18 protein-coding genes and 1 pseudogene are annotated in these 17,877 nt (G+C 70.3%); 8 read left to right on the forward strand and 11 right to left on the reverse strand.

The window, feature by feature from the left end:
* The 3 genes from L3078_RS30790 to L3078_RS30800 all read right to left on the reverse strand — a co-directional run bounded on the left by L3078_RS30790 (position 1) and on the right by L3078_RS30800 (position 3,558).
* Positions 1-987 carry a carbohydrate ABC transporter permease gene (locus L3078_RS30790; RefSeq protein WP_192333028.1) on the reverse strand — a complete coding sequence of 329 codons (987 nt, stop codon included), beginning with the start codon at positions 985-987 and terminating at the stop codon, positions 1-3.
* Positions 988-1,111: 124 nt separating this feature from the next.
* Positions 1,112-2,467 carry an ABC transporter substrate-binding protein gene (locus tag L3078_RS30795; protein WP_239757203.1) on the reverse strand — a complete coding sequence of 452 codons (1,356 nt, stop codon included), beginning with the start codon at positions 2,465-2,467 and terminating at the stop codon, positions 1,112-1,114.
* 68 nt (positions 2,468-2,535) lie between these two features.
* A complete protein-coding gene (locus L3078_RS30800; RefSeq protein WP_239757205.1) occupies positions 2,536-3,558 on the reverse strand; it encodes a LacI family DNA-binding transcriptional regulator in 1,023 nt (340 codons plus the stop codon).
* Between the two features lie 183 nt (positions 3,559-3,741).
* Between L3078_RS30800 and L3078_RS30805 the strand changes: the two genes are divergently transcribed.
* On the forward strand, positions 3,742-5,115 hold the full coding sequence (locus L3078_RS30805) for a glycoside hydrolase family protein (protein ID WP_239757207.1): 1,374 nt from the start codon (positions 3,742-3,744) through the stop codon (positions 5,113-5,115).
* Between the two features lie 112 nt (positions 5,116-5,227).
* Here the strand turns inward: L3078_RS30805 and sodN are convergent, their stop codons facing one another.
* A complete protein-coding gene (sodN, locus tag L3078_RS30810; RefSeq protein ID WP_031140564.1) occupies positions 5,228-5,623 on the reverse strand; it encodes a superoxide dismutase, Ni in 396 nt (131 codons plus the stop codon).
* 156 nt (positions 5,624-5,779) lie between these two features.
* Here sodN and sodX point away from each other — a divergent pair, with 156 nt between their 5' ends.
* Positions 5,780-6,214 (forward strand): nickel-type superoxide dismutase maturation protease, encoded by a 435-nt coding sequence (gene sodX, locus L3078_RS30815; protein WP_239757209.1) that lies wholly within the window; start codon positions 5,780-5,782, stop codon positions 6,212-6,214.
* Here sodX and L3078_RS30820 read toward each other — a convergent pair.
* Complete coding sequence (locus L3078_RS30820) at positions 6,118-6,747, reverse strand: CGNR zinc finger domain-containing protein (RefSeq protein ID WP_239757211.1); 630 nt, start codon at positions 6,745-6,747, stop codon at positions 6,118-6,120. The two genes, sodX and L3078_RS30820, sit on opposite strands and share 97 nt — an antisense overlap.
* A gap of 125 nt (positions 6,748-6,872) precedes the next feature.
* On the opposite strand from L3078_RS30820, the gene L3078_RS30825 reads away from it, so the two are divergent.
* Positions 6,873-7,631 (forward strand): class I SAM-dependent methyltransferase, encoded by a 759-nt coding sequence (locus L3078_RS30825; RefSeq protein WP_239757212.1) that lies wholly within the window; start codon positions 6,873-6,875, stop codon positions 7,629-7,631.
* Between the two features lie 128 nt (positions 7,632-7,759).
* Here L3078_RS30825 and L3078_RS30830 read toward each other — a convergent pair whose 3' ends face one another.
* From L3078_RS30830 to L3078_RS30840, 3 genes are read right to left on the reverse strand one after another with little or no spacing between them, the layout of a single operon-like run.
* Positions 7,760-8,521 carry an amino acid ABC transporter ATP-binding protein gene (locus tag L3078_RS30830; RefSeq protein WP_275593181.1) on the reverse strand — a complete coding sequence of 254 codons (762 nt, stop codon included), beginning with the start codon at positions 8,519-8,521 and terminating at the stop codon, positions 7,760-7,762.
* Positions 8,518-9,459, reverse strand: coding sequence for an amino acid ABC transporter permease (locus tag L3078_RS30835; RefSeq protein ID WP_239757215.1), 942 nt, complete (start codon positions 9,457-9,459; stop codon positions 8,518-8,520). Before L3078_RS30835 ends, L3078_RS30830 begins: the two co-directional genes overlap by 4 nt.
* A gap of 46 nt (positions 9,460-9,505) precedes the next feature.
* A complete protein-coding gene (locus L3078_RS30840) occupies positions 9,506-10,468 on the reverse strand; it encodes an ABC transporter substrate-binding protein (protein ID WP_239757217.1) in 963 nt (320 codons plus the stop codon).
* A 609-nt stretch (positions 10,469-11,077) separates the two neighbouring features.
* On the opposite strand from L3078_RS30840, the gene L3078_RS30845 reads away from it, so the two are divergent.
* The 4 genes from L3078_RS30845 (at position 11,078) to L3078_RS30860 (ending at position 14,472) form a co-directional block, all read left to right on the forward strand.
* The gene (locus L3078_RS30845) at positions 11,078-12,319 is read left to right on the forward strand and encodes an NAD(P)-dependent malic enzyme (protein WP_184899317.1); all 1,242 of its coding nucleotides are present in this window, start codon (positions 11,078-11,080) and stop codon (positions 12,317-12,319) included.
* Positions 12,320-12,615: 296 nt separating this feature from the next.
* Positions 12,616-13,581 carry a zinc-binding dehydrogenase gene (locus L3078_RS30850; protein WP_239757219.1) on the forward strand — a complete coding sequence of 322 codons (966 nt, stop codon included), beginning with the start codon at positions 12,616-12,618 and terminating at the stop codon, positions 13,579-13,581.
* Between the two features lie 109 nt (positions 13,582-13,690).
* Positions 13,691-13,900 (forward strand): helix-turn-helix domain-containing protein, encoded by a 210-nt coding sequence (locus L3078_RS30855; protein WP_239757221.1) that lies wholly within the window; start codon positions 13,691-13,693, stop codon positions 13,898-13,900.
* The gene (locus tag L3078_RS30860; RefSeq protein WP_239757222.1) at positions 13,900-14,472 is read left to right on the forward strand and encodes a Clp protease N-terminal domain-containing protein; all 573 of its coding nucleotides are present in this window, start codon (positions 13,900-13,902) and stop codon (positions 14,470-14,472) included. The genes L3078_RS30855 and L3078_RS30860 overlap by 1 nt, the downstream gene beginning before the upstream one ends.
* A 29-nt stretch (positions 14,473-14,501) precedes the next feature.
* Here L3078_RS30860 and L3078_RS30865 read toward each other — a convergent pair whose 3' ends face one another.
* Both L3078_RS30865 and L3078_RS30875 read right to left on the reverse strand, forming a co-directional pair.
* Entirely contained in the window at positions 14,502-15,545 is a 1,044-nt protein-coding gene (locus L3078_RS30865; RefSeq protein ID WP_239757224.1) for a PadR family transcriptional regulator, read from the reverse strand.
* Positions 15,545-16,551: pseudogene (locus tag L3078_RS30875) on the reverse strand (DUF4097 family beta strand repeat-containing protein). Before L3078_RS30875 ends, L3078_RS30865 begins: the two are co-directional and overlap by 1 nt.
* Positions 16,552-16,721: 170 nt before the next feature.
* Here L3078_RS30875 and L3078_RS30880 point away from each other — a divergent pair.
* On the forward strand, positions 16,722-17,573 hold the full coding sequence (locus L3078_RS30880) for a hypothetical protein (protein ID WP_239757227.1): 852 nt from the start codon (positions 16,722-16,724) through the stop codon (positions 17,571-17,573).
* A gap of 50 nt (positions 17,574-17,623) precedes the next feature.
* Here the strand turns inward: L3078_RS30880 and L3078_RS30885 are convergent, their stop codons facing one another.
* Positions 17,624-17,806: a DUF6104 family protein gene (locus L3078_RS30885; RefSeq protein WP_003961784.1), complete on the reverse strand. Its 183-nt coding sequence runs from the start codon at positions 17,804-17,806 to the stop codon at positions 17,624-17,626.
* Between the last annotated feature and the right edge of the window lie 71 nt (positions 17,807-17,877).

A 17,877-nucleotide genomic window follows, 5' to 3' on the forward strand; every position in this document is an offset into this window, starting at 1 on the left:
TCAGTCCTCGTTGTCGGGCCGGACGACGCGGCGCTGGATCAGGGTCAGGGCGACGACGATCAGGAAGAACACGACGGTGATCGCGGACGCCTGGCCGATGTTGTTCTGGTCGAAGGCGGTGGTGACGGCCTGGTACATCACCGTGCGGGCCGCGTCCTCGTCGAGCCCACCGCCCTTGACCAGGACGTACACCTGGTCGAAGACGCGGAAGGACAGCACCGAGGTGAGCATCACGACGAAGACGAGCGTGGAGCGGATGCCGGGCAGGGTGACGTGCCGGAACTGCTGCCAGGGCGTGGCCCGGTCGAGCTGGGCGGCCTCGTAGAGCTCGCCCGGGATCTGCTGGAGCCCGGCGAGCAGGATGACCATCTGGAAACCCACGCCCTGCCAGACGGACAGGACGATGATCGAGGCCATCGCGGTCAGGCCGTCGCCGAGCCAGTCGAACGCGCCCCAGTTGCCGAGGCTCACCGCGTCCAGCGCCGAGTTGAGCATGCCCTGGTCGCTGCGGGCGAGGATCAGCCGCCAGATCACCGCGACCAGGGCCATCGGGAAGACGACCGGCATGAAGAACACCGACCGGAAGATCCCGATCGCCTTCAGCTTGCGGTTCAGCAGGATCGCCAGGCCCAGCGCGAGGCCGGTCTGGAGGGGGACGACGACCACGGCGAAGGTCAGGTTGTTGAGCAGCGCCCGCAGGAACGGGCCGGAGAGGTCGGGGTCGGTGAACAGCCGCCGGTACTGCTCGACCCCGAAGAAGGTGGGCTCCAGCGGGGAGCCGAGGCGCACGTTGTAGAAGGAGAGCACCACGGCGTAGCAGAAGGGGATGCCGACGAAGGCGATCAGTCCGGCGACGGCGGGGGCGGACATGAGCAGTCCGTGCAGCCATGCGCGGTCGCGGCGTGACGGCCGTCGTGCCGGTGTGCCGGGGGGTGAGGCCTGCTGCCGGCCTGGGGCCGCCGCGGGCGCGGGTTCCACGGTTTTCACGGAGGGGTCCTCTTCCCGGAGGGGCGGACGGACACGGAGTGCGCCCGCCCCGGCCGATGGGTTCGGCTGAACCCGTTGAGTTCGACTGGACCGATGGGTGCGATGCGGCCGACGGGGCGCGTGGCTACGGGATCTCGTAGCCGGCGTTGTCCGAGAAGTCCCGGTCGATGGCGCGGGCGGCCTTCGCCAGGGCCTCCTTGGGGTCGGCGCCGCCGTAGATCGAGTTGACGGCCTCGCTGAACTTCGCGGTCACCACGGGGTATCCGGCGGTCACCGGACGGGTGACGGCGACGCACGACGCGCTGATCTCACTGTCGCCGCAGGGCTTGGCGAGCTGGTCGGCGAAGAGCTGGAGCGGGCCGCCCTGCTGGTAGAGGGGGCTCGCGGCGAGCGCGGACTTGGTGGCCGGCGGAGCGCCGTTGGCCTGCGTCATGGCGCCGACGTTGGTGTCGTCGAGCAGGAAGTCCAGGAAGGTGCCGGCGGCCTTGGCGTTCTTGCTGTTCGCGCCGACACCCCAGGCCCAGGAGCCCTGGCCGGTCTTCGGGCCGTCGCCGAAGTCGGGCAGCGGCAGCACGACCAGGTCGTCACCGAGCGCCTCGCTGTAGGCGGGGTACATCCAGTGCCCGACCCAGCTCAGGGCGACCCGGCCCTTGGCGAAGGCGTTGCCGTCGGTGTTGGCGTCCGTCACGGCCTTCCAGGACTGGAAGGTCTTCATGGCCGACACCACCTCAGGGGTGTCGAGGGCGCCCTCCGCCTTGCCGTCCTTGAGCAGGGAGCCGCCGGCCGACCAGACGATCGGGGCGAAGCCGTAGGTCCCCCACTCGTTGGCGTAGCCGTTGCCCTCCTGGAGGTCGATGACCTTGCCGTCGGAGTCCTTCGCCTTGAGCGCCTTGAGCGCGGCGTCGAACTCCTTCGCGGTCCAGGCTTCGTCCAGGCTCTTCGGGTACGTCACCCCGGCCGCGTCCAGCAGCTTCTTGCTGCCGTACATGCCGAGCCCGGAGTCGAACATGCCGAGGCCGTAGTGCTTGCCGTCGATCTCGCCCTGCGCCTTGCTCGCGTCGGTGGCGTTGGCGAGCGTCTTGGCGGAGACGTGGTCGTCGATCGGGGCGAGCTTCTTGTTGTAGACGAAGTTCGCCATCGTCGGGCCGTCGAACTCCATGACGTCCGGCAGTTCGCCGGCGTCCGTCGCGGTGATCGTCTTGGTGTAGTCGGTCTCCGGTATCAGCTTCAGCTCGACCTTGACCTTCTTCTGCGAGGAGTTGAACGACTTCACCGCGTTCTGCAGCGCCTCGGACTCGCTCTTCTGACCCTGGTGGGCCCAGACGCTGATCGTCCCCTCACCGCTGCCGGCCTCGGCGGACGTGTCGCCCCCACCGCCCCCGCCGCAGGCGGCCAGCGCCGCCAGGGGGAGGACCAGGGCCAGTCCCGTGCGGGCGGTGCGGCGGAACCTTCTGCTGGTCGAGCTGGTGGTCGGGTTCATGGTGTGTGCCTCCGTGCGGGATGAGGGTGCGAGGGCGGGGAATTCGGGAGGTGGGGGCGTAGGGGAAGTCACTGGGGCCCGCGCGGGCGCGGCGGCGCCGTCGTCTCGCGCAGGACGAGCCGGATGGGCATCTCCACCCGGCCGGGCGGCTGTTCGGTGTCGGGCTCGTCCAGTTGCCGCAGCAGCAGCCGGGCGGCCTCCGCGCCCTGCCCGGCGACCGGCTGGGCGACAGTGGTCAGCCCGACCACATCGGCGAGTTCGTGATCGTCGAAGCCGACCACGGACACGTCCTCCGGCACCCGGAGCCGATGCCGTCTGAGCGCGCGCAACGCGCCCATCGCCATCTCGTCGGACTGGGCGAACACGGCGGTCGGCGGCCGGGACGCCGCCAGCAACTCGGTCATCGCCCGCTCGCCGCCGTCCACCGTGTAGTCGCCGTCCGCCACCAGTGCCGGATCGTGCTCGATCCCGGCCTCGGCGAGGACGTGCAGATAGGCGGCGCGACGGTCGACGGGGGTGGTCCAGTGCAGCGGCCCGCTGGCCCCGGAGATCATGCCGATCCGGCGGTGGCCGAGGTTCACCAGATGCCGTACGGCGCTCTCCGCGCCCGCCCGGTCGTCGATGCCGACCACCGTGAAGCCGGGCCGGGCGCCGCCGACCGTGGAGGCCAGCGGTACCCCGAGGGAGCGCAGCGCGGCGGACTCGTCCTCGTCGGGGATGAGCAGCGACAGCACCGCGTCGACCCGCTTGCGCACCGGGAGCTTGGTGAAGAACCGCTTGCGCGCCTCCGCCGAGCCCAGGTTGTAGAGCAGCACGTCGTACCCGGCGGCGCTGAACACCTGCTCGGCGGCGTCCAGCACGGTCCCGAAGAACCAGCGGCCGATGTACGGGGCGACGACCCCGATCGTGTACGTGCGGCCACTGGCGAGGCTGGACGCCGAACGGGACGCGGTGTAGCCGAGTTGTGCGGCGACGGCCGCGATCTGGGTGCGTACCTCGTCCGAGACGCCCGGCCTGCCCCGCAGCGCGCGGGACACGGTGGACGCCGAGACGCCGGCGGCGCGGGCGACATCGGTGATGCTGACCGTCACGGCGGATTTCTCCCGTCGGATTCACGTCGGTGTGTGTCTGGGGGTGACGTGACCGTAAACCCGGCCTCCCTGTTGCGCAAGCGTTTGCGTTCAGTTTTACTTGCGCTGATTCTCAAGCGATACCGATCCGATCCATGGTCAGCGCACGCGTTTGGGCGCTACGAGCCGACAGGACTGCTGCGCATGCGATACGCCCCGCCCGGCCTCTGCGTGAACGACTTCGCCCTGCTCCGCGAGGACGACGGCACCTACACGGTGCTGCATCTCCAGGGGCCCTGGACCGCCGAGTTCGACCATCTGCGGATGGAGACCTCCTACGGTCGGGCCACCTCGGTCGACCTGGTCGGCTGGCGACCCGAGGGCACCGCCTTCGGCAACGGTCTGCCCGGCCGCTTCGACCAGCAGGCGGTGTGGACGATGCATCCCGTCCGCCACGGCACCGGAAGCGCGATGTTCTACACGGGGGTGAGCGGGCTGACGCCCGAGGGCTGGCCCCTCCAGTCCGTCGGCCTCGCGCTCTCCGACCGTACGGACGGCACGGGCTGGCGGCGCCACGGCACCGGACCGGTCGTCGAGGCCGACGCCCGCTGGTACCGCACGGCCGACCGCATGGGCTGGCGCGACCCGTTCGTCGTCCCCGACGACGAGGGCGAGGGCTGGGTCATGGTGATCTGCGCGAGCGACGCCTCGCTCCCCGTGGAGGCCAGCGGCTGCGTGGCCTGGGCCACCTCCCCGGACCTCGAACACTGGACGGTCCACCCGCCGTTGATCTCCCCGGGCGACGTGAACGAGTTGGAGTGCCCGGTCCTGGAACGCCTCGACGACGGCACCTGGCTCCTCCTCGGCTCCATCGGCGCGACGCGCGGCTTCGACGCGTGGACGGCCCCCCGCCTGCGCGGCCCCTGGACGCGGCACGGCCAACTCGGGCCCACGGGGGCGTACGCCCCCCGCGTCATAGCCGACCCCGACGGCGCCCGAGTCGTCCTGCACACGACCCCCCGCCGGGTCGGCCTCACCGACGCCGGCGACCCCTGCCGGGGCATGCTCGCCCAGCCCAAGTCCCTGGTCGTGGGGGCGGATGCGGCCCCCCACCTGGCCTGGTGGCCCGGCCTCGACGCCTGGCTCGGCGACCCGACGACGGCCCCCGCGCTCCACGCGGTCGGCGACATCGCCCTCGGCGACCGCCCCGTCGAAGTCACCCTGCGCACCGAGGCGGCCGACCGGACCGAGGCGGCCGACCCCTCCCGCCCCGCCCTCACGGTCACCTGCGACGGCAAGAACGTCCGCGTCACGGGCCCGGCCGGCGCCCCGCTCGCCGAGACGGTCCTGCGTGAACCCCCCACGTCACTGCGCATCCTGACGGTCGGCGAGTACGTCGAGGTCTACGCGGACGGCGTCTTCGTCCTGACCACGCTCTGCTACTCCGGCCGCCCCGCCCCCTGGACGGTCACCACCGACGACCACACCGCCCCCGTCCCCGTCCGCCCCCTCCGCCTCCCGAACCCGGACCGCGACGACGCCTCGGCGATCTGGCCCGGCCCCGACCCGACTCCCTGACCCCGGCCGGGAGAACGCCCCGTACAGGCCCCGAACACGACCGCACCCGGCCCGTCACACCGTCGTTCGTGACGGCGGTATGCGGACCGGGTGCGGACGAGAGAGGCCGGGGTCAGGCCTTCTTGGTCTCCCAGAAGATCTTGTCGATCTGGGCGATGTAGTCCAGAGCCTTCTGGCCCGTCGCCGGGTCGGTCGAGCCCTTGGCGGCCGAGAGGGCCTTGAGGGTGTCGTTGACCAGCTGGTGCAGCTCCGGGTACTTCTCGAAGTGCGGGGGCTTGAAGTAGTCGCTCCAGAGGACCGACACATGGTGCTTGGCGAGCTCGGCGCGCTGCTCCTTGATGACGGTCGCGCGAGCCTGGAAGTGCGGGTCGTCGTTGGCGGCCATCTTCTCCTGCACGGCCTTCACCGACTCCGCCTCGATGCGGGCCTGGGCCGGGTCGTACACACCGCAGGGCAGGTCGCAGTGGGCGCTGACCTTGACCTTGGGGGCAAACAGGCGGGAAAGCATGGAGCATTCCTTCCTCGTGATCGTCTTCTCAGATGGGAGATTACTCCCTGCGAGAGAGGTTTTCGCGAGTGCCCCCATGGGCTTAGGACAAAAGTCCGGGGTCTGACTGGGACTGGTGGAGCACTGGAGAGGAACGGACCGGGGAGGTGCCGGGTGATGCAGGAGCCGTCGCAGGAGAGCGAGCGGGGCAGGGCCCTCCTGCCCTTCGGGGTGGCCGAGGTCACGGGGCCGTCCATGGTTCCCACCCTGCGCCACGGGGACCAGCTGCTCGTTCACTACGGGGCACGCCTGGGGGTCGGTGACGTGCTCGTGCTGCGCCACCCCTTCCAGCAGGACCTGCTCGTCGTGAAACGGATCGCCGAGCGGCGCGACGACGGTTGGTGGGTGCTCGGGGACAACGCGTACGCGGGCGGGGACAGCACGGACTACGGGGTCGTCCCCGACGAACTGGTGCTGGGGAAGGTGCGGTTCCGGTACCGGCCCAGGCCCGACGGTCAGCGTTCGCCGTTCGCGCTCGCCCGCTGGGCGTTCTCGGCGGCCCGGCCCGTGTTCGGCGACCGGTCCGCCTCCAGGCGTTTGCGGGCCCGGTAGGCCGCCACGTTGGCGCGGGTCGCGCAGCGGTCCGAGCAGTAGCGCCGGGAGCGGTTGGTGGAGGTGTCGAGGTAGGCGTTGCGGCAGGGTGCGGCCTCGCACAGGCCGAGCCGGTCCACGCCGTACTCGGTGAGGTGGAAGGCCAGGCCCATCGCGGCGATGGCGGCGTAGCCCGCCGTCGCGTTGGACGGGTGGTCCGCCAGGTGCATGTGCCACAGCGGGCTCCCGTCGTCGGCCCGGAAGTCGTGCCCCGAGATCTGCGGGCTCACCGGGAACTCGAGCAGCAACGAGTTCAGCAGGTCCACCGCGAGGGTCTCGTCGCCGTCGTTCGCCGCCTCGAAGACCGAGCGCAGCCGGGCCCGCACCGACCGGAACCGGGTGACGTCGGCGTCCGTCGCCCGCCGCGCCGCCTGCCGGCTGGGCCCGAAGAGATCGCGGACGGCCTCGACCGAGGTGAGCGTGTCCTTGCCCCGGGCCGGCTCCTCGGTGTTGACGAGGCGTACGGCGTAATCCGAGTAATGGGCCAGTTCCACTTGTAGTCCTTACGGGGGCGCTCTAATGTCGTCGTGCGGGTCAAGTAATGGCTGCTCGTACTTACAGGGTATTACGTAGTGGCCGGAAGAAGCGGTACAAGCGGTACACCGAGGAAGGGGACCTCATGACCACCACGGCCGGAACCGACTGGCAGGCCTGGCAGGAGAGCTGGGACCGGCAGCAGGAGCTGTATCTGCCGGACCGTGAGGAGCGGTTCCGGGTGATGCTCGACATGGTCGAGGCCTTCACCGGCCCCGAGCCCCGCGTCCTCGACCTCGCCTGCGGTACGGGTTCCATCACGTCCAGGCTCTTCGCGCGGTTCCCGAAGGCCGTCAGCACCGGCGTGGACCTCGACCCGGCCCTCCTCGCCATCGCCGAGGGCACGTTCGAGGGCGACCGGCGGGTCACCTTCGTCACCGCCGACCTCACCGACCCCGACTGGCCGACCCGGCTGCCGTACGACTCGTACGACGCCGTCCTGACGGCCACGGCCCTGCACTGGCTGCACAGCGAACCCCTCGCCGCCCTCTACGGTCAGGTCGCGGAACTCCTCCGCGACGGCGGTGTCTTCATGAACGCGGACCACATGATCGACGAGTCGACGCCCCGGATCAACGCGGCGGAGCGCGCGCACCGGCACGCGGGTATGGAACAAGCCAAGGCGGACGGTGTCGTCGACTGGGCCGCATGGTGGCAGCTGGCCGCCCAGGACCCCGTGCTCGCCGCGCCGACGGCCCGCCGTTTCGAGATCTACGGCGAGCACGCCGACGGCGACTTCCAGAGCGTCGACTGGCACGCCCGGGTCCTGCGCGAGCAGGGCTTCGCCGAGGCGCGCGCGGTGTGGTGCTCGCCCTCGGACTCGATGGTGCTGGCGGTGAAGTGACGGAGCCGGCCGGCCCGTGACATGAGTGAGGGCCGGCCCGCGACACGAGTGAAGGGCGGCCCGTGACACGAGTGAGGGGCGGTACGGGATGCCCGTACCGCCCCTCGTCCGCTCGTGTGTCCGGTCGGTCAGAGGACCTTGGACAGGAACGACTGCGTCCGCTCTTCCTGCGGGTTCGTCAGCACGTCACGGGGGTTGCCGGACTCGACCACCACACCGCCGTCCATGAAGACCAGGCTGTCGCCGACCTCACGGGCGAAGCCCATCTCGTGGGTGACGACGACCATCGTCATCCCGGACTCGGCCAGGTCGCGCATGACGTCGAGGACGTCGCCCACCAGCTCCGGGTCGAGCGCCGAGGTCGGCTCGTCGAAGAGCATCAGCTTCGGCTCCATGGCCAGGGCACGGGCGATGGCCACCCGCTGCTGCTGACCGCCGGAGAGCTGCGAGGGGTAGTTGCCCGCCTTGTCGCCGAGGCCGACACGCTCCAGCAGTTCATGGGCGCGCTCACGGGCCTGGGCCCTGCTGACGCCCTTGACCTGGATCGGCGCCTCCATGACGTTCTCCGCGGCCGTCATGTGCGGGAACAGGTTGAAGCGCTGGAACACCATGCCGATGTCACGGCGCTTGAGGGCGACCTCGCTGTCCTTGAGCTCGTACAGCTTGTCGCCCTTCTGGCGGTAGCCGACCAGCTCGCCGTCGACGTACAGCCGGCCGGCGTTGATCTTCTCGAGGTGGTTGATGCACCTGAGGAAGGTCGACTTGCCGGAGCCGGACGGACCGATGAGGCAGAACACCTCGCCCGTCTGCACCTCCAGATCGATGCCCTTGAGGACCTCGACGGGGCCGAACGACTTGTGGATGCCCTCGGCCTTCACCATGGCGGTCATGCCGAGACTCCCTTCGGACGGCGCACCGGCAGCACGGCCGTCTTGAAACGCTGGATCGGTGTCGGCGGCAGGGACCGGGAGGACCCCTTCGCGTAGTACCGCTCCAGGTAGTACTGCCCGACGCTGAAGATGCTGGTCAGGATCAGGTACCAGGCGGCGGCGAGGAACAGCATCTCCACCGTGGAACCGGAGCCCTGGCCGATGTCCTGGGCCGCCTTGAGCAGATCCACGTACTGCACCGTCGAGACGAGCGACGTGGTCTTCAGCATGTTGATGACCTCGTTGCCCGTGGGCGGCACGATCACGCGCATCGCCTGCGGGATCACGATCCGCCGCAGCGTCTTGGCGTGGCTCATGCCGAGCGCGTGCGACGCCTCGGTCTGGCCCTCGTCCACCGAGAGCAGACCGGCGCGGCAGATCTCCGCCATGTACGCGGCCTCGTTGAGGCCGAGGCCGAGCAGCGCCGTCAGCAGCGGCGTCATGAAGGACGACCAGTAGTCCTTGTAGATCGGCCCGAGGTTGATGTACTCGAAGACCAGGCCCAGGTTGAACCAGACGAAGAGCTGGACCAGGACCGGCGTGCCGCGGAAGAACCAGATGTAGAACCACGCCACCGACGAGGTCACCGGGTTCTTGGACAGCCGCATCACGGCGAGCAGGATGCCGCCGACGATGCCGATCACCATGGACAGCACGGTGAGCAGCAGGGTGTTCAGGACGCCTTCGATGATGCGGTCGTCGAAGAAGTAGTCGGGGACCGCACCCCAGTTGATCTTCTTGGCCTGCGCGAACGCGTAGACGATCGAACCGAGGAGGGCGAGTGCGATGGCCGCGGACACATAGCGCCCCGGGTGCCGGACCGGAACGGCCTTGAGGGCCTCCGGGCCGGCGGGGGGCGTGTCCGAGGGACCGTCCGTCTTGCTGACGTCAACAGTCACGGGTGGAGCCTTTCAGAACCGAGCCGAGAATCAGGAGCCGCTGTGATCAGGAGCCGCCGTTGATCTTGGCCTCGGTGACGGCGCCGTCCTCGACGCCCCACTTCTTGATGATCTTCTCGTACTCGCCGTTGTCGATGATGGCCTGGACGGCGGCCTGCAGCGCGTCACGCAGCTCGGTGTTGTCCTTGGCGACGGCGATGCCGTAGGGGCCGGCCTCGACCTGGTCGCCGACGATCTGGAAGTAGTCGCCGCCGCCCGAGGTCTTCACCGAGTACGCGGCCACCGGGTAGTCGGCGGAGACGACGTCCGCGCCCTTGGAGCGCATCCGGGTCTCGGCCTCGGGGTTGGTGGCGAAGTCCTCGATCTTGAGGGCCTTCTTCTTGTCGTCCTTGCACTTCTTCGCCTGGTCCTTGGCGAGGTCGTGCGAGAACGTGTTGCGCTGCACGGCGATCGTCTTGCCACAGAGGTCGTCCCAGGTCTTGATGCCCTGGTCGTCGCCCTTGTTGGTGTAGAGCGAGACACCCGCGGTGAAGTAGTCGACGAAGTCCACGCCGGCGCCGACCTTCTTGCCGGTGTCGGCGTCGATGCCCTCCTGGCGGTCCTTGGTGTCGGTCATCGCCGACATCGCGATGTCGTACCGCTTGGCGGCCAGACCACCGATGAGGGTGTCGAAGGTGGCGTTCTGGAACTTGAAGTCCACACCGAGCTGCTTGCCCATCGCCGCGGCGATGTCGAGGTCGATGCCGACGACCTTGCCGGACTCGTCCTTGTACTCGACCGGGGCGTACGCGATGTCGGAACCGACGTTGATGACGCCCTTGTCCCGTACGGCGGCGGGGAGCTTGTCCGCCAGCGGCGCCGCGCTGGTGGAGGCGCTCTCCGAGCCGCCCTCCTTCTTGGTCTGGTCACCGCAGGCGGTGAGCAGCAGGGCGCCCGCGACCGCGATCGCTCCGACCGCGGCTGTACGGGAACGCAGGCCGGTCGTACGACGGGTGGTGCTTGCGGTCATGGTGGGTTCCTCCGGCGGGGGTGGTGTGGAGTTGCCGACAGGTCGACGATTAACACGCGTCTTCGAGTGTGGCGACCTCGTGTGATTACGGCATCTTGCCATTCGGGCATGTGCAATCAGATGACCAGCCATGTCAAAATCGGATAACGGGTGACCCCCGAATGACCTACGAACCGCTGCGGACCTGGTGATCACACCGGACCATGTGCGGGATTCCCCTCTTCCGACCGGAAGATCTTCGGTGCATCTCAGGATGCGGTCGGCTGCGAACTCCGCACACGTGGCTGTACAGGACTTGTCGTGATGTGGCCCGACTTGTCCTGTCATCCGTCGATGAGTCGAACCAACCATGATCGTCTTCAAATGACCTTCGAGTTGTGACCTTCGAGGTATGAAGACGTATGGACTCGTCGTCGGCGCCGTCCGTCCGGTAAGAAGGTTCCTTACACCCCTCATCCGGGGCCCAGGGCGCGTGTGCGGCGCGCCCGTCGCGTCTGAGCCCGCAGGCGTCGCCGTACGTACCGGTGACCTGGGCCTTACGCGGTGCCCGCCCGCCTCCGAACCGGGAGCGGTCACCCTCAAACCATGCAGACCTAAGGGGTACACAAAGTGGCAGCGGAGATTGTCAATCCTCGCACCGACAACGGCGACGGCAGTACGGGCCAGGAAGGCGGCGGGGAGCCCCTCAATTCCCTCGACTCCTTCGACCCCGCGTTCGCCCTGCACCGTGGCGGCAAGATGGCCGTGCAGGCCACCGTGCCGATCCGGGACAAGGACGACCTGTCCCTCGCCTACACGCCCGGCGTCGCGCGGGTGTGCACCGCCATCGCCGAGCAGCCCGACCTGGTCAACGACTACACCTGGAAGTCGTCGGTCGTCGCCGTCGTGACGGACGGTACGGCGGTCCTCGGCCTCGGCGACATCGGCCCCGAGGCCTCCCTCCCCGTGATGGAGGGCAAGGCGATCCTGTTCAAGCAGTTCGGCGGCGTCGACGCGGTGCCGATCGCGCTCGCCTGCACGGACGTCGACGAGATCATCGAGACCGTGGTCCGCCTCGCGCCCTCCTTCGGCGGCGTGAACCTGGAGGACATCTCCGCGCCCCGCTGCTTCGAGATCGAGAAGCGGCTCCAGGAGCGCCTGGACATCCCGGTCTTCCACGACGACCAGCACGGCACGGCGGTCGTGACGCTGGCGGCGCTGCGGAACGCCGCCCGGCTGACCGGCCGTGGGCTCGGCGACCTGCGCGCCGTCATCTCCGGTGCGGGTGCGGCGGGTGTCGCCATCGCCAAGATGCTGCTGGAGGCCGGGCTCGGCGACGTCGCGGTCGCCGACCGCAAGGGCATCGTCTCCGTGGACCGCGAGGACCTCACGCCGGTCAAGCGGGAGCTCGCCGAACTCACCAACCGGGCCGGGCTGTCGGGCTCTCTGGAGGACGCCCTCGCGGGCGCGGACGTCTTCATCGGCGTCTCCGGCGGTACGGTCCCGGAGGAGGCGGTGGCCTCCATGGCGGAGAACGCGTTCGTGTTCGCCATGGCCAACCCCAACCCCGAGGTGCATCCGGACGTCGCCCACAAGTACGCGGCGGTCGTCGCCACCGGGCGCTCCGACTACCCGAACCAGATCAACAACGTTCTCGCCTTCCCGGGGATCTTCGCGGGGGCGCTTCAGGTGCGGGCCTCGCGGATCACCGAGGGGATGAAGATCGCGGCGGCGGAGGCGTTGGCTTCGGTCGTGGGTGACGATCTTGCGGCGGACTATGTGATTCCGTCGCCGTTCGATGAGCGGGTTGCGCCTGCTGTTACTGCGGCGGTTGCTGCGGCGGCTCGGGCGGAGGGTGTGGCTCGGCGGTGAGGTGTGGGGTGGTGGGGGTGCGCCCGGGAGGGGTTCGCCCCCGCCGCCCCTACCCGTCCCATCCTCAAGGGGCTGCGCCCCTTTGACCCCCAGCGTCCGTCCGGTGGGGGCTGGTCGCGCAGTTCCCCGCGCCCCTGAAAGGCCTACGGCCATTTCAGGGCGAAAAAAGCAGGGGCGGCGCGAGAAGCCCCCACCCACCCGCACTCGCCGACGGCGCTGAGGCCGACGTGGGACGGGACGCGTGTCACAGTGGTCCTCGGTTCCATCGGGTCCGGCATCGTCCTATGGTCAGGCGCATGTTCGCTGCCTATGCCGCCCGCATCGACCGTGACCAACCGCTGAACGGACTGGAGTTGGGCGACCGGCCCGCGCCGGAATCGAGGCCCGGCTGGACGACCGTCAAGGTGAAGGCCGCCTCGCTGAACCACCACGACCTGTGGTCCCTGCGCGGGGTCGGCCTCGCGGAGGACAAGCTGCCCATGATCCTCGGCTGTGACGCCGCCGGTGTCGACGAGGACGGCAACGAGGTCGTCCTGCACTCGGTGATCGGCCAGTCCGGCCACGGCGTCGGCCCGGACGAGCCCCGCTCGATCCTCACCGAGCGCTACCAGGGCACCTTCGCCGAACTCGTCTCCGTCCCCACCTGGAACGTCCTCCCCAAGCCCGCCGAACTCTCCTTCGAAGAGGCCGCCTGCCTGCCCACCGCCTGGCTGACGGCCTACCGCATGCTCTTCACCAACGCCGGGGTGCGACCCGGCGACTCCGTTCTCGTCCAGGGCGCCGGCGGCGGTGTCGCCACCGCCGCGATCGTGCTCGGCAAGGCGGCGGGCCTGCGGGTCTTCGCCACCAGCCGGGACGAGGCCAAGCGCAAGCGGGCCCTGGAACTCGGTGCCGTGGAGGCGCTGGAGTCCGGGGCCCGGCTCCCGCAGCGCGTGGACGCGGTCATCGAGACCGTCGGAGCCGCCACCTGGTCCCACTCGGTGAAGTCCCTGCGTCCCGGCGGCAGTCTCGTCATCTCGGGCGCCACCAGCGGCGACCGGCCCTCCCACGCCGAACTGACCCGCATCTTCTTCCTCGAACTCAAGGTCGTCGGCTCCACCATGGGGACCAAGGACGAGTTGGAGGACCTCCTGTCCTTCTGCGCCACGACCGGTGTCCGCCCCGTCATCGACGAGGTGCTGCCCCTGGACCGTGCCCGCGAGGGCTTCGAACGCCTCGCGGCAGGCGACCAGTTCGGCAAGATCGTGCTCACCAGCCCCTGACGGCTTCCCTTTCTCTCGGTGTGGCGACGGCCGGCCCGGATCCCCGGGCCGGCCGTCGCCATGTCAACCAGGGTTGACACGGCCGGTCATGTCAACGTAAGTTGACAGCATGACCGAAGCAACGGATCTCGCCGAGCGCGCGGGCGACCGTGACCCCCGGATCGGACTGCGGGCCGTCGCCGCGCTGCGGAGGCTGCTGGAGCAGTTGGAGTCGGTACAGGTGCGCAGCGCGCGCAATCAGGGCTGGTCGTGGCAGGAGATCGCCGCGGAACTCGGTGTCAGCAGGCAGGCCGTCCACAAGAAGCACGGGAGGCATTGATGTTCGAGCGGTTCACGAAGGATGCGCGGGCTGTGGTCCTGGGCGCGGTCGAGCAGGCCGAACGTGCCCGTGCGGGGGAGGTGACCGAGGAGCATCTGCTGCTCTCCCTGCTGGACAGGAAGGCCAGTCGTGCCTCGTTCGCCCTGGGCGCGCTCGGGCTCCCTGAGGGTGAACGCCGTGACTCCGTCGCGCGTGCCCTGGCCGAGGCCCGCCGCCGGGGCGGCCTCTCCCGTGCGGACACGGACGCCCTCGCCGACCTCGGCATCGACCTCTCGCAGATCCTCTCCCGCGTCGAAGGGGCCCACGGGGTGGGAGCGTTGGAGTCGGGCGGGGCGGGTCGGCGGCGTCGGTCGTCGGGGCATCGTCCCTTCACCCGCGAGGCCAAGGACGTCCTCACCCGCTCCCTCCGCACCGCCCACGCCCACCGCGACCGCCGCATAGGCGACGAACACCTACTGCTCGCGCTGACCACCCGCCCTGGGGTCCCGGCCGAGGTCCTCGCGGACCATGGGGTGACGTACGAGGCGCTGGAGCGGGTTCTCTATGGGGTGGGGGAGGCCAAAGCGGGCTGAGGGCCTGCGCCCGCTCGCGGCTCACCGGTTCACCCCCGGGGTGCTCGCAGTATCGCCCCGATGTGTGCCGCCGCCGTCGACAGGTGGCGGCGGGCGTCACGGAGTTGGTCCTCCGTCACGCCGTGGTCGCGGGCCGCGTCGCGGATGTCGTCGCGGAAGCGGTCCAGGAGACGGTCGAGGTCGCGGGACGGATCGCCGGTGGGCGTCTCGTGCACCCAGGCGGGCTCGTAGTCGGCCGGGAAGTCCTCGGGGGTGGTCGAGTACTCGGGCTCTCCGCCGCCGGCGGGGGTGGTCGCCGTCCGTCCGAAGCCGAAGTCCTTGCCGAACTCCTTTCCGAAGTCCTTCCCGAACTCGCCGAACTCCTTGGCCAGCTCGGTCAGGCCCTCACGCACGCCTGTCGGCCAGTCGCCCCGGGTGAAGTGGTCCTGGACGTGGTCCTGGACCCGCTTGGCGATGCGCTGCAACTCCTCCTGGGCCTGGGTGCGGGCGTGCTCCTGGGCCTCCTTGGCCTGGCGGCGGGCGCGCTGGGCCTCCTCTCGGGCCCGTCGGCTCTCGTCCTTCGCGCGCCGGGCCTGCTCCTTCCACTCCTGCTTGACGCGGCGCATCTCCTCCTTCGCGGCCCGCCAGGACTCGTTGTCGGCGTACTCCCCGGACGCCCCGGGCGGGGGCCCCTCCCCGCCGCCCCTGCGGGCCTCGGAGGCCGCCGCCCGCATCTCACGGCGCAGGTCGCCCGCCGCGCCCCGGACGTCGGCCCGGATCTCGGCGGCCAGCTCCGCGACCGACTCCCGGATCTCCAGCTCCAGATCGGCCAACTCTCCGCTGCGATCGGCCAGTTCGGCGCGGCCCGCGTCGGTGATCGCGTAGACCTTGCGGCCGCCCTCGGTGGTGTGGGTGACCAGGCCCTCGGCCTCCAGCTTGGCCAGGCGGGGGTAGACGGTGCCGGCCGAGGGCGCGTACAGGCCCTGGAAGCGCTCCTCCAGCAGTCGGATCACCTCGTAGCCGTGGCGCGGCGCCTCGTCCAGCAGCTTCAGCAGATACAGCCGCAGGCGTCCGTGGGCGAAGACGGGAGGCATTAGAGCACCTTCTTGTCGGTCGTGCGTGAGGTCGTGCCGTCGGTCGCGTCAGCGGTCCTCTCGGCGGTCGTGCCGTCGGTCGCGTCGGCGGTCGAGTCGTCGGTCGTGTCGGCGGGCGGGTCAGGGTTCGGGGCAGGGGTCGGGTGGGGGTCGTTCCGGCCGCGTCGGGGGAGTCGAGATCGTCCCACGGCTCGTCCTCCGACGGTGGCCTGCGCAGGAGGGCGATGGAGCCGGAGATCGTCGTGGCCTTGAGGCGGCCGTTGCCCGGGCCGAGGCGGCCGGTGACCTTGTGGGCACCCCAGGGGCCGCTGACACGGAGATCGTCGAAGGCGTTGGAGATGGTGCCGCTGGCCGTGTTGGCCTCGACCTCGGCGTCGGCGGGGTGGGGGAGGCGGATGGCGATCTCGCCGGAGACACTGCTGAGGCCGATGTCGGTGGGGCCGCCCGTGGGGTCGAGGTCGAGGATGATGGCGCCGCTCACCGAGTCGGCCTTCACGGTGGGGCAGGAGCCCTCTATGACCGTCAGGTCGCCGGAGACGGAGCTGAGCCGTAGATCACCCGTGAGGGCCTGCGCCTCCACGCTGCCCGAGACCGTCGTGGCGCGCACGGGGCCCGACAGGCCCACCAGCGTGGTGTCGCCCGAGACGCCCTTCACCTCCGTACGCCCGCCCAGCCCGGACACGACGGCCGTGGCACCCACCACGCCCACCTCGACCCGGGTGCCCGTGGGCACGGCGAGCGACACCAGGACGTTGCGCCGCCAGCCCTTGCGGTCGAGCCACTTCAGGAAGCCCTTCCACGGCAGGTCGTCGTAGGCCACGGTCAGGGTGCCGTCCTTCTGCGTCACCGTCAGCGGTGGGCCCTCGACGTCCGCCACCTCCAGACGGGCGGAACCCTCGTCGGTGCCCACGACGTTCACCGTTCCGTTGACGACGCGCACGTGCAGTGCCGTCACCGGCTCGTCGAACGTGAGCTTTCGCGGCTCGGCGACGGACCACTCGGACATGGTGCTGACCTCCTCGACAGACCCGACACAACAGAACACATCAGAACACGCCAGACGCGCACTATCGCGTCTCACGTAATTCACGATATATCGCGGTGTCGGAAAGTCAAGACACCCGTTCTGGTGATCCCGCAGGGATGTTCCTGGGCAAATCGGCCTAGCGTGGAGGCATGTCGACGGAACGCTCCCCGGGATCCCGTGACCCCCGGCCCGCCCCCGCACCCGGCGCGCTCCTGCTCTGCCGGGCGGATCCCGACTCCGTCGCCCCCGTCGCCCAGCTGCTGCGCGAACGCATGCTGCTCGTCCCCGCCGGCCCGGAGTGGACGGCGCTCGTACCGGAGGGAAAGCCCTGGTCGCACGGCGGGGAGCTGGTCGACCGGGTCCTCACCGGCTGGGCGACGGCCCTGGCCGTGGGCGTCCCGTGGCCCGTCCTCGCCCTGTGGTGGGACGCCGACCGCGGCGGGTACACCCTCGCCGCCGGATTCCGCCGCACCGTCGGCTACGTATGGCTCGCGAACGGCACCCCGGCCGGTGAGGACGAGGCGATGCGCACCTTCGCCGCCCGGCTGGGGCTCGACCCGGTCCTGGACGCGGAGTCCCTGGACGACCTCACCAAGCCCGACCCGGCCGCCGACGTCCGTGCCCGCCTGCTGGGTCTGCTCGCCGTCCTCGCCCGCGCGGGAGTCTCACTCCCCGCGGGCCTCACCCCGGGCGAACCGGCCGACCGGCTCCGTGAGGTCGCCCGTGTCCAGCCCGGTGTCCAGCGCATCGAGTGGACCGGCTGGCGCGGGGCCGTCCGCACGGAGCTCGACGCCCTCGAACGCGGCCGCCTGGGCCCGTGGCTGCCCTGGGCGGGCACGCCCAGGGCACGCGCCCTGGCCACCGCCCAACTCCTCGCGGGCCTCCCGCTCACCGGCTGGGGCCTGCACCGCCGCAGCCCCGGCTGGCTCGTCGCCGGCGGCCTCCTGATCGCCCACGGCACCCTCGGCCTGCTCTACGACCTGGCCCACCCGCGCGACTGAGCCAGGCCACGCGACGGATGCCGGTCGCGCCGCGCCCGTCGGAGGAACGGCTACTCGTCCTCGTCCTCGTCGTCCAGCCGCGCCAGCCACGTGGCGAGGCGCTCCACCGGCACCTCGAAGTCCGGATTCAGGTCCACGAAGGTCCGCAGCTGCTCGGCGAGCCACTCGAACGTGACCTCCTCCTCGCCACGCCGCTTCTCCAGTTCCTCGATGCCACGGTCCGTGAAGTACATGGGTCAAGGATAAGTGCGGGAAAACGGCCGGGCCGCACCCCCCGACGAGGGGGTACGGCCCGGTGGTGTGC

This window comes from Streptomyces deccanensis (assembly GCF_022385335.1).
GTDB lineage: Bacteria > Actinomycetota > Actinomycetes > Streptomycetales > Streptomycetaceae > Streptomyces > Streptomyces deccanensis.

Excerpts from the sequence above, each read along its gene's own strand:
- L3078_RS30795 (WP_239757203.1), bottom strand. The coding sequence starts at position 2,467 with ATGAACCCGACCACCAGCTCGACCAGCAGAAGGTTCCGCCGCACCGCC.
- L3078_RS30805 (WP_239757207.1), top strand. The coding sequence starts at position 3,742 with ATGCGATACGCCCCGCCCGGCCTCTGCGTGAACGACTTCGCCCTGCTC.
- sodN (WP_031140564.1), bottom strand. The coding sequence starts at position 5,623 with ATGCTTTCCCGCCTGTTTGCCCCCAAGGTCAAGGTCAGCGCCCACTGC.
- sodX (WP_239757209.1), top strand. The coding sequence starts at position 5,780 with ATGCAGGAGCCGTCGCAGGAGAGCGAGCGGGGCAGGGCCCTCCTGCCC.
- L3078_RS30825 (WP_239757212.1), top strand. The coding sequence starts at position 6,873 with ATGACCACCACGGCCGGAACCGACTGGCAGGCCTGGCAGGAGAGCTGG.
- L3078_RS30830 (WP_275593181.1), bottom strand. The coding sequence starts at position 8,521 with ATGACCGCCATGGTGAAGGCCGAGGGCATCCACAAGTCGTTCGGCCCC.
- L3078_RS30840 (WP_239757217.1), bottom strand. The coding sequence starts at position 10,468 with ATGACCGCAAGCACCACCCGTCGTACGACCGGCCTGCGTTCCCGTACA.
- L3078_RS30850 (WP_239757219.1), top strand. The coding sequence starts at position 12,616 with ATGTTCGCTGCCTATGCCGCCCGCATCGACCGTGACCAACCGCTGAAC.
- L3078_RS30855 (WP_239757221.1), top strand. The coding sequence starts at position 13,691 with ATGACCGAAGCAACGGATCTCGCCGAGCGCGCGGGCGACCGTGACCCC.
- L3078_RS30860 (WP_239757222.1), top strand. The coding sequence starts at position 13,900 with ATGTTCGAGCGGTTCACGAAGGATGCGCGGGCTGTGGTCCTGGGCGCG.
- L3078_RS30865 (WP_239757224.1), bottom strand. The coding sequence starts at position 15,545 with ATGCCTCCCGTCTTCGCCCACGGACGCCTGCGGCTGTATCTGCTGAAG.
- L3078_RS30880 (WP_239757227.1), top strand. The coding sequence starts at position 16,722 with ATGTCGACGGAACGCTCCCCGGGATCCCGTGACCCCCGGCCCGCCCCC.
- L3078_RS30885 (WP_003961784.1), bottom strand. The coding sequence starts at position 17,806 with ATGTACTTCACGGACCGTGGCATCGAGGAACTGGAGAAGCGGCGTGGC.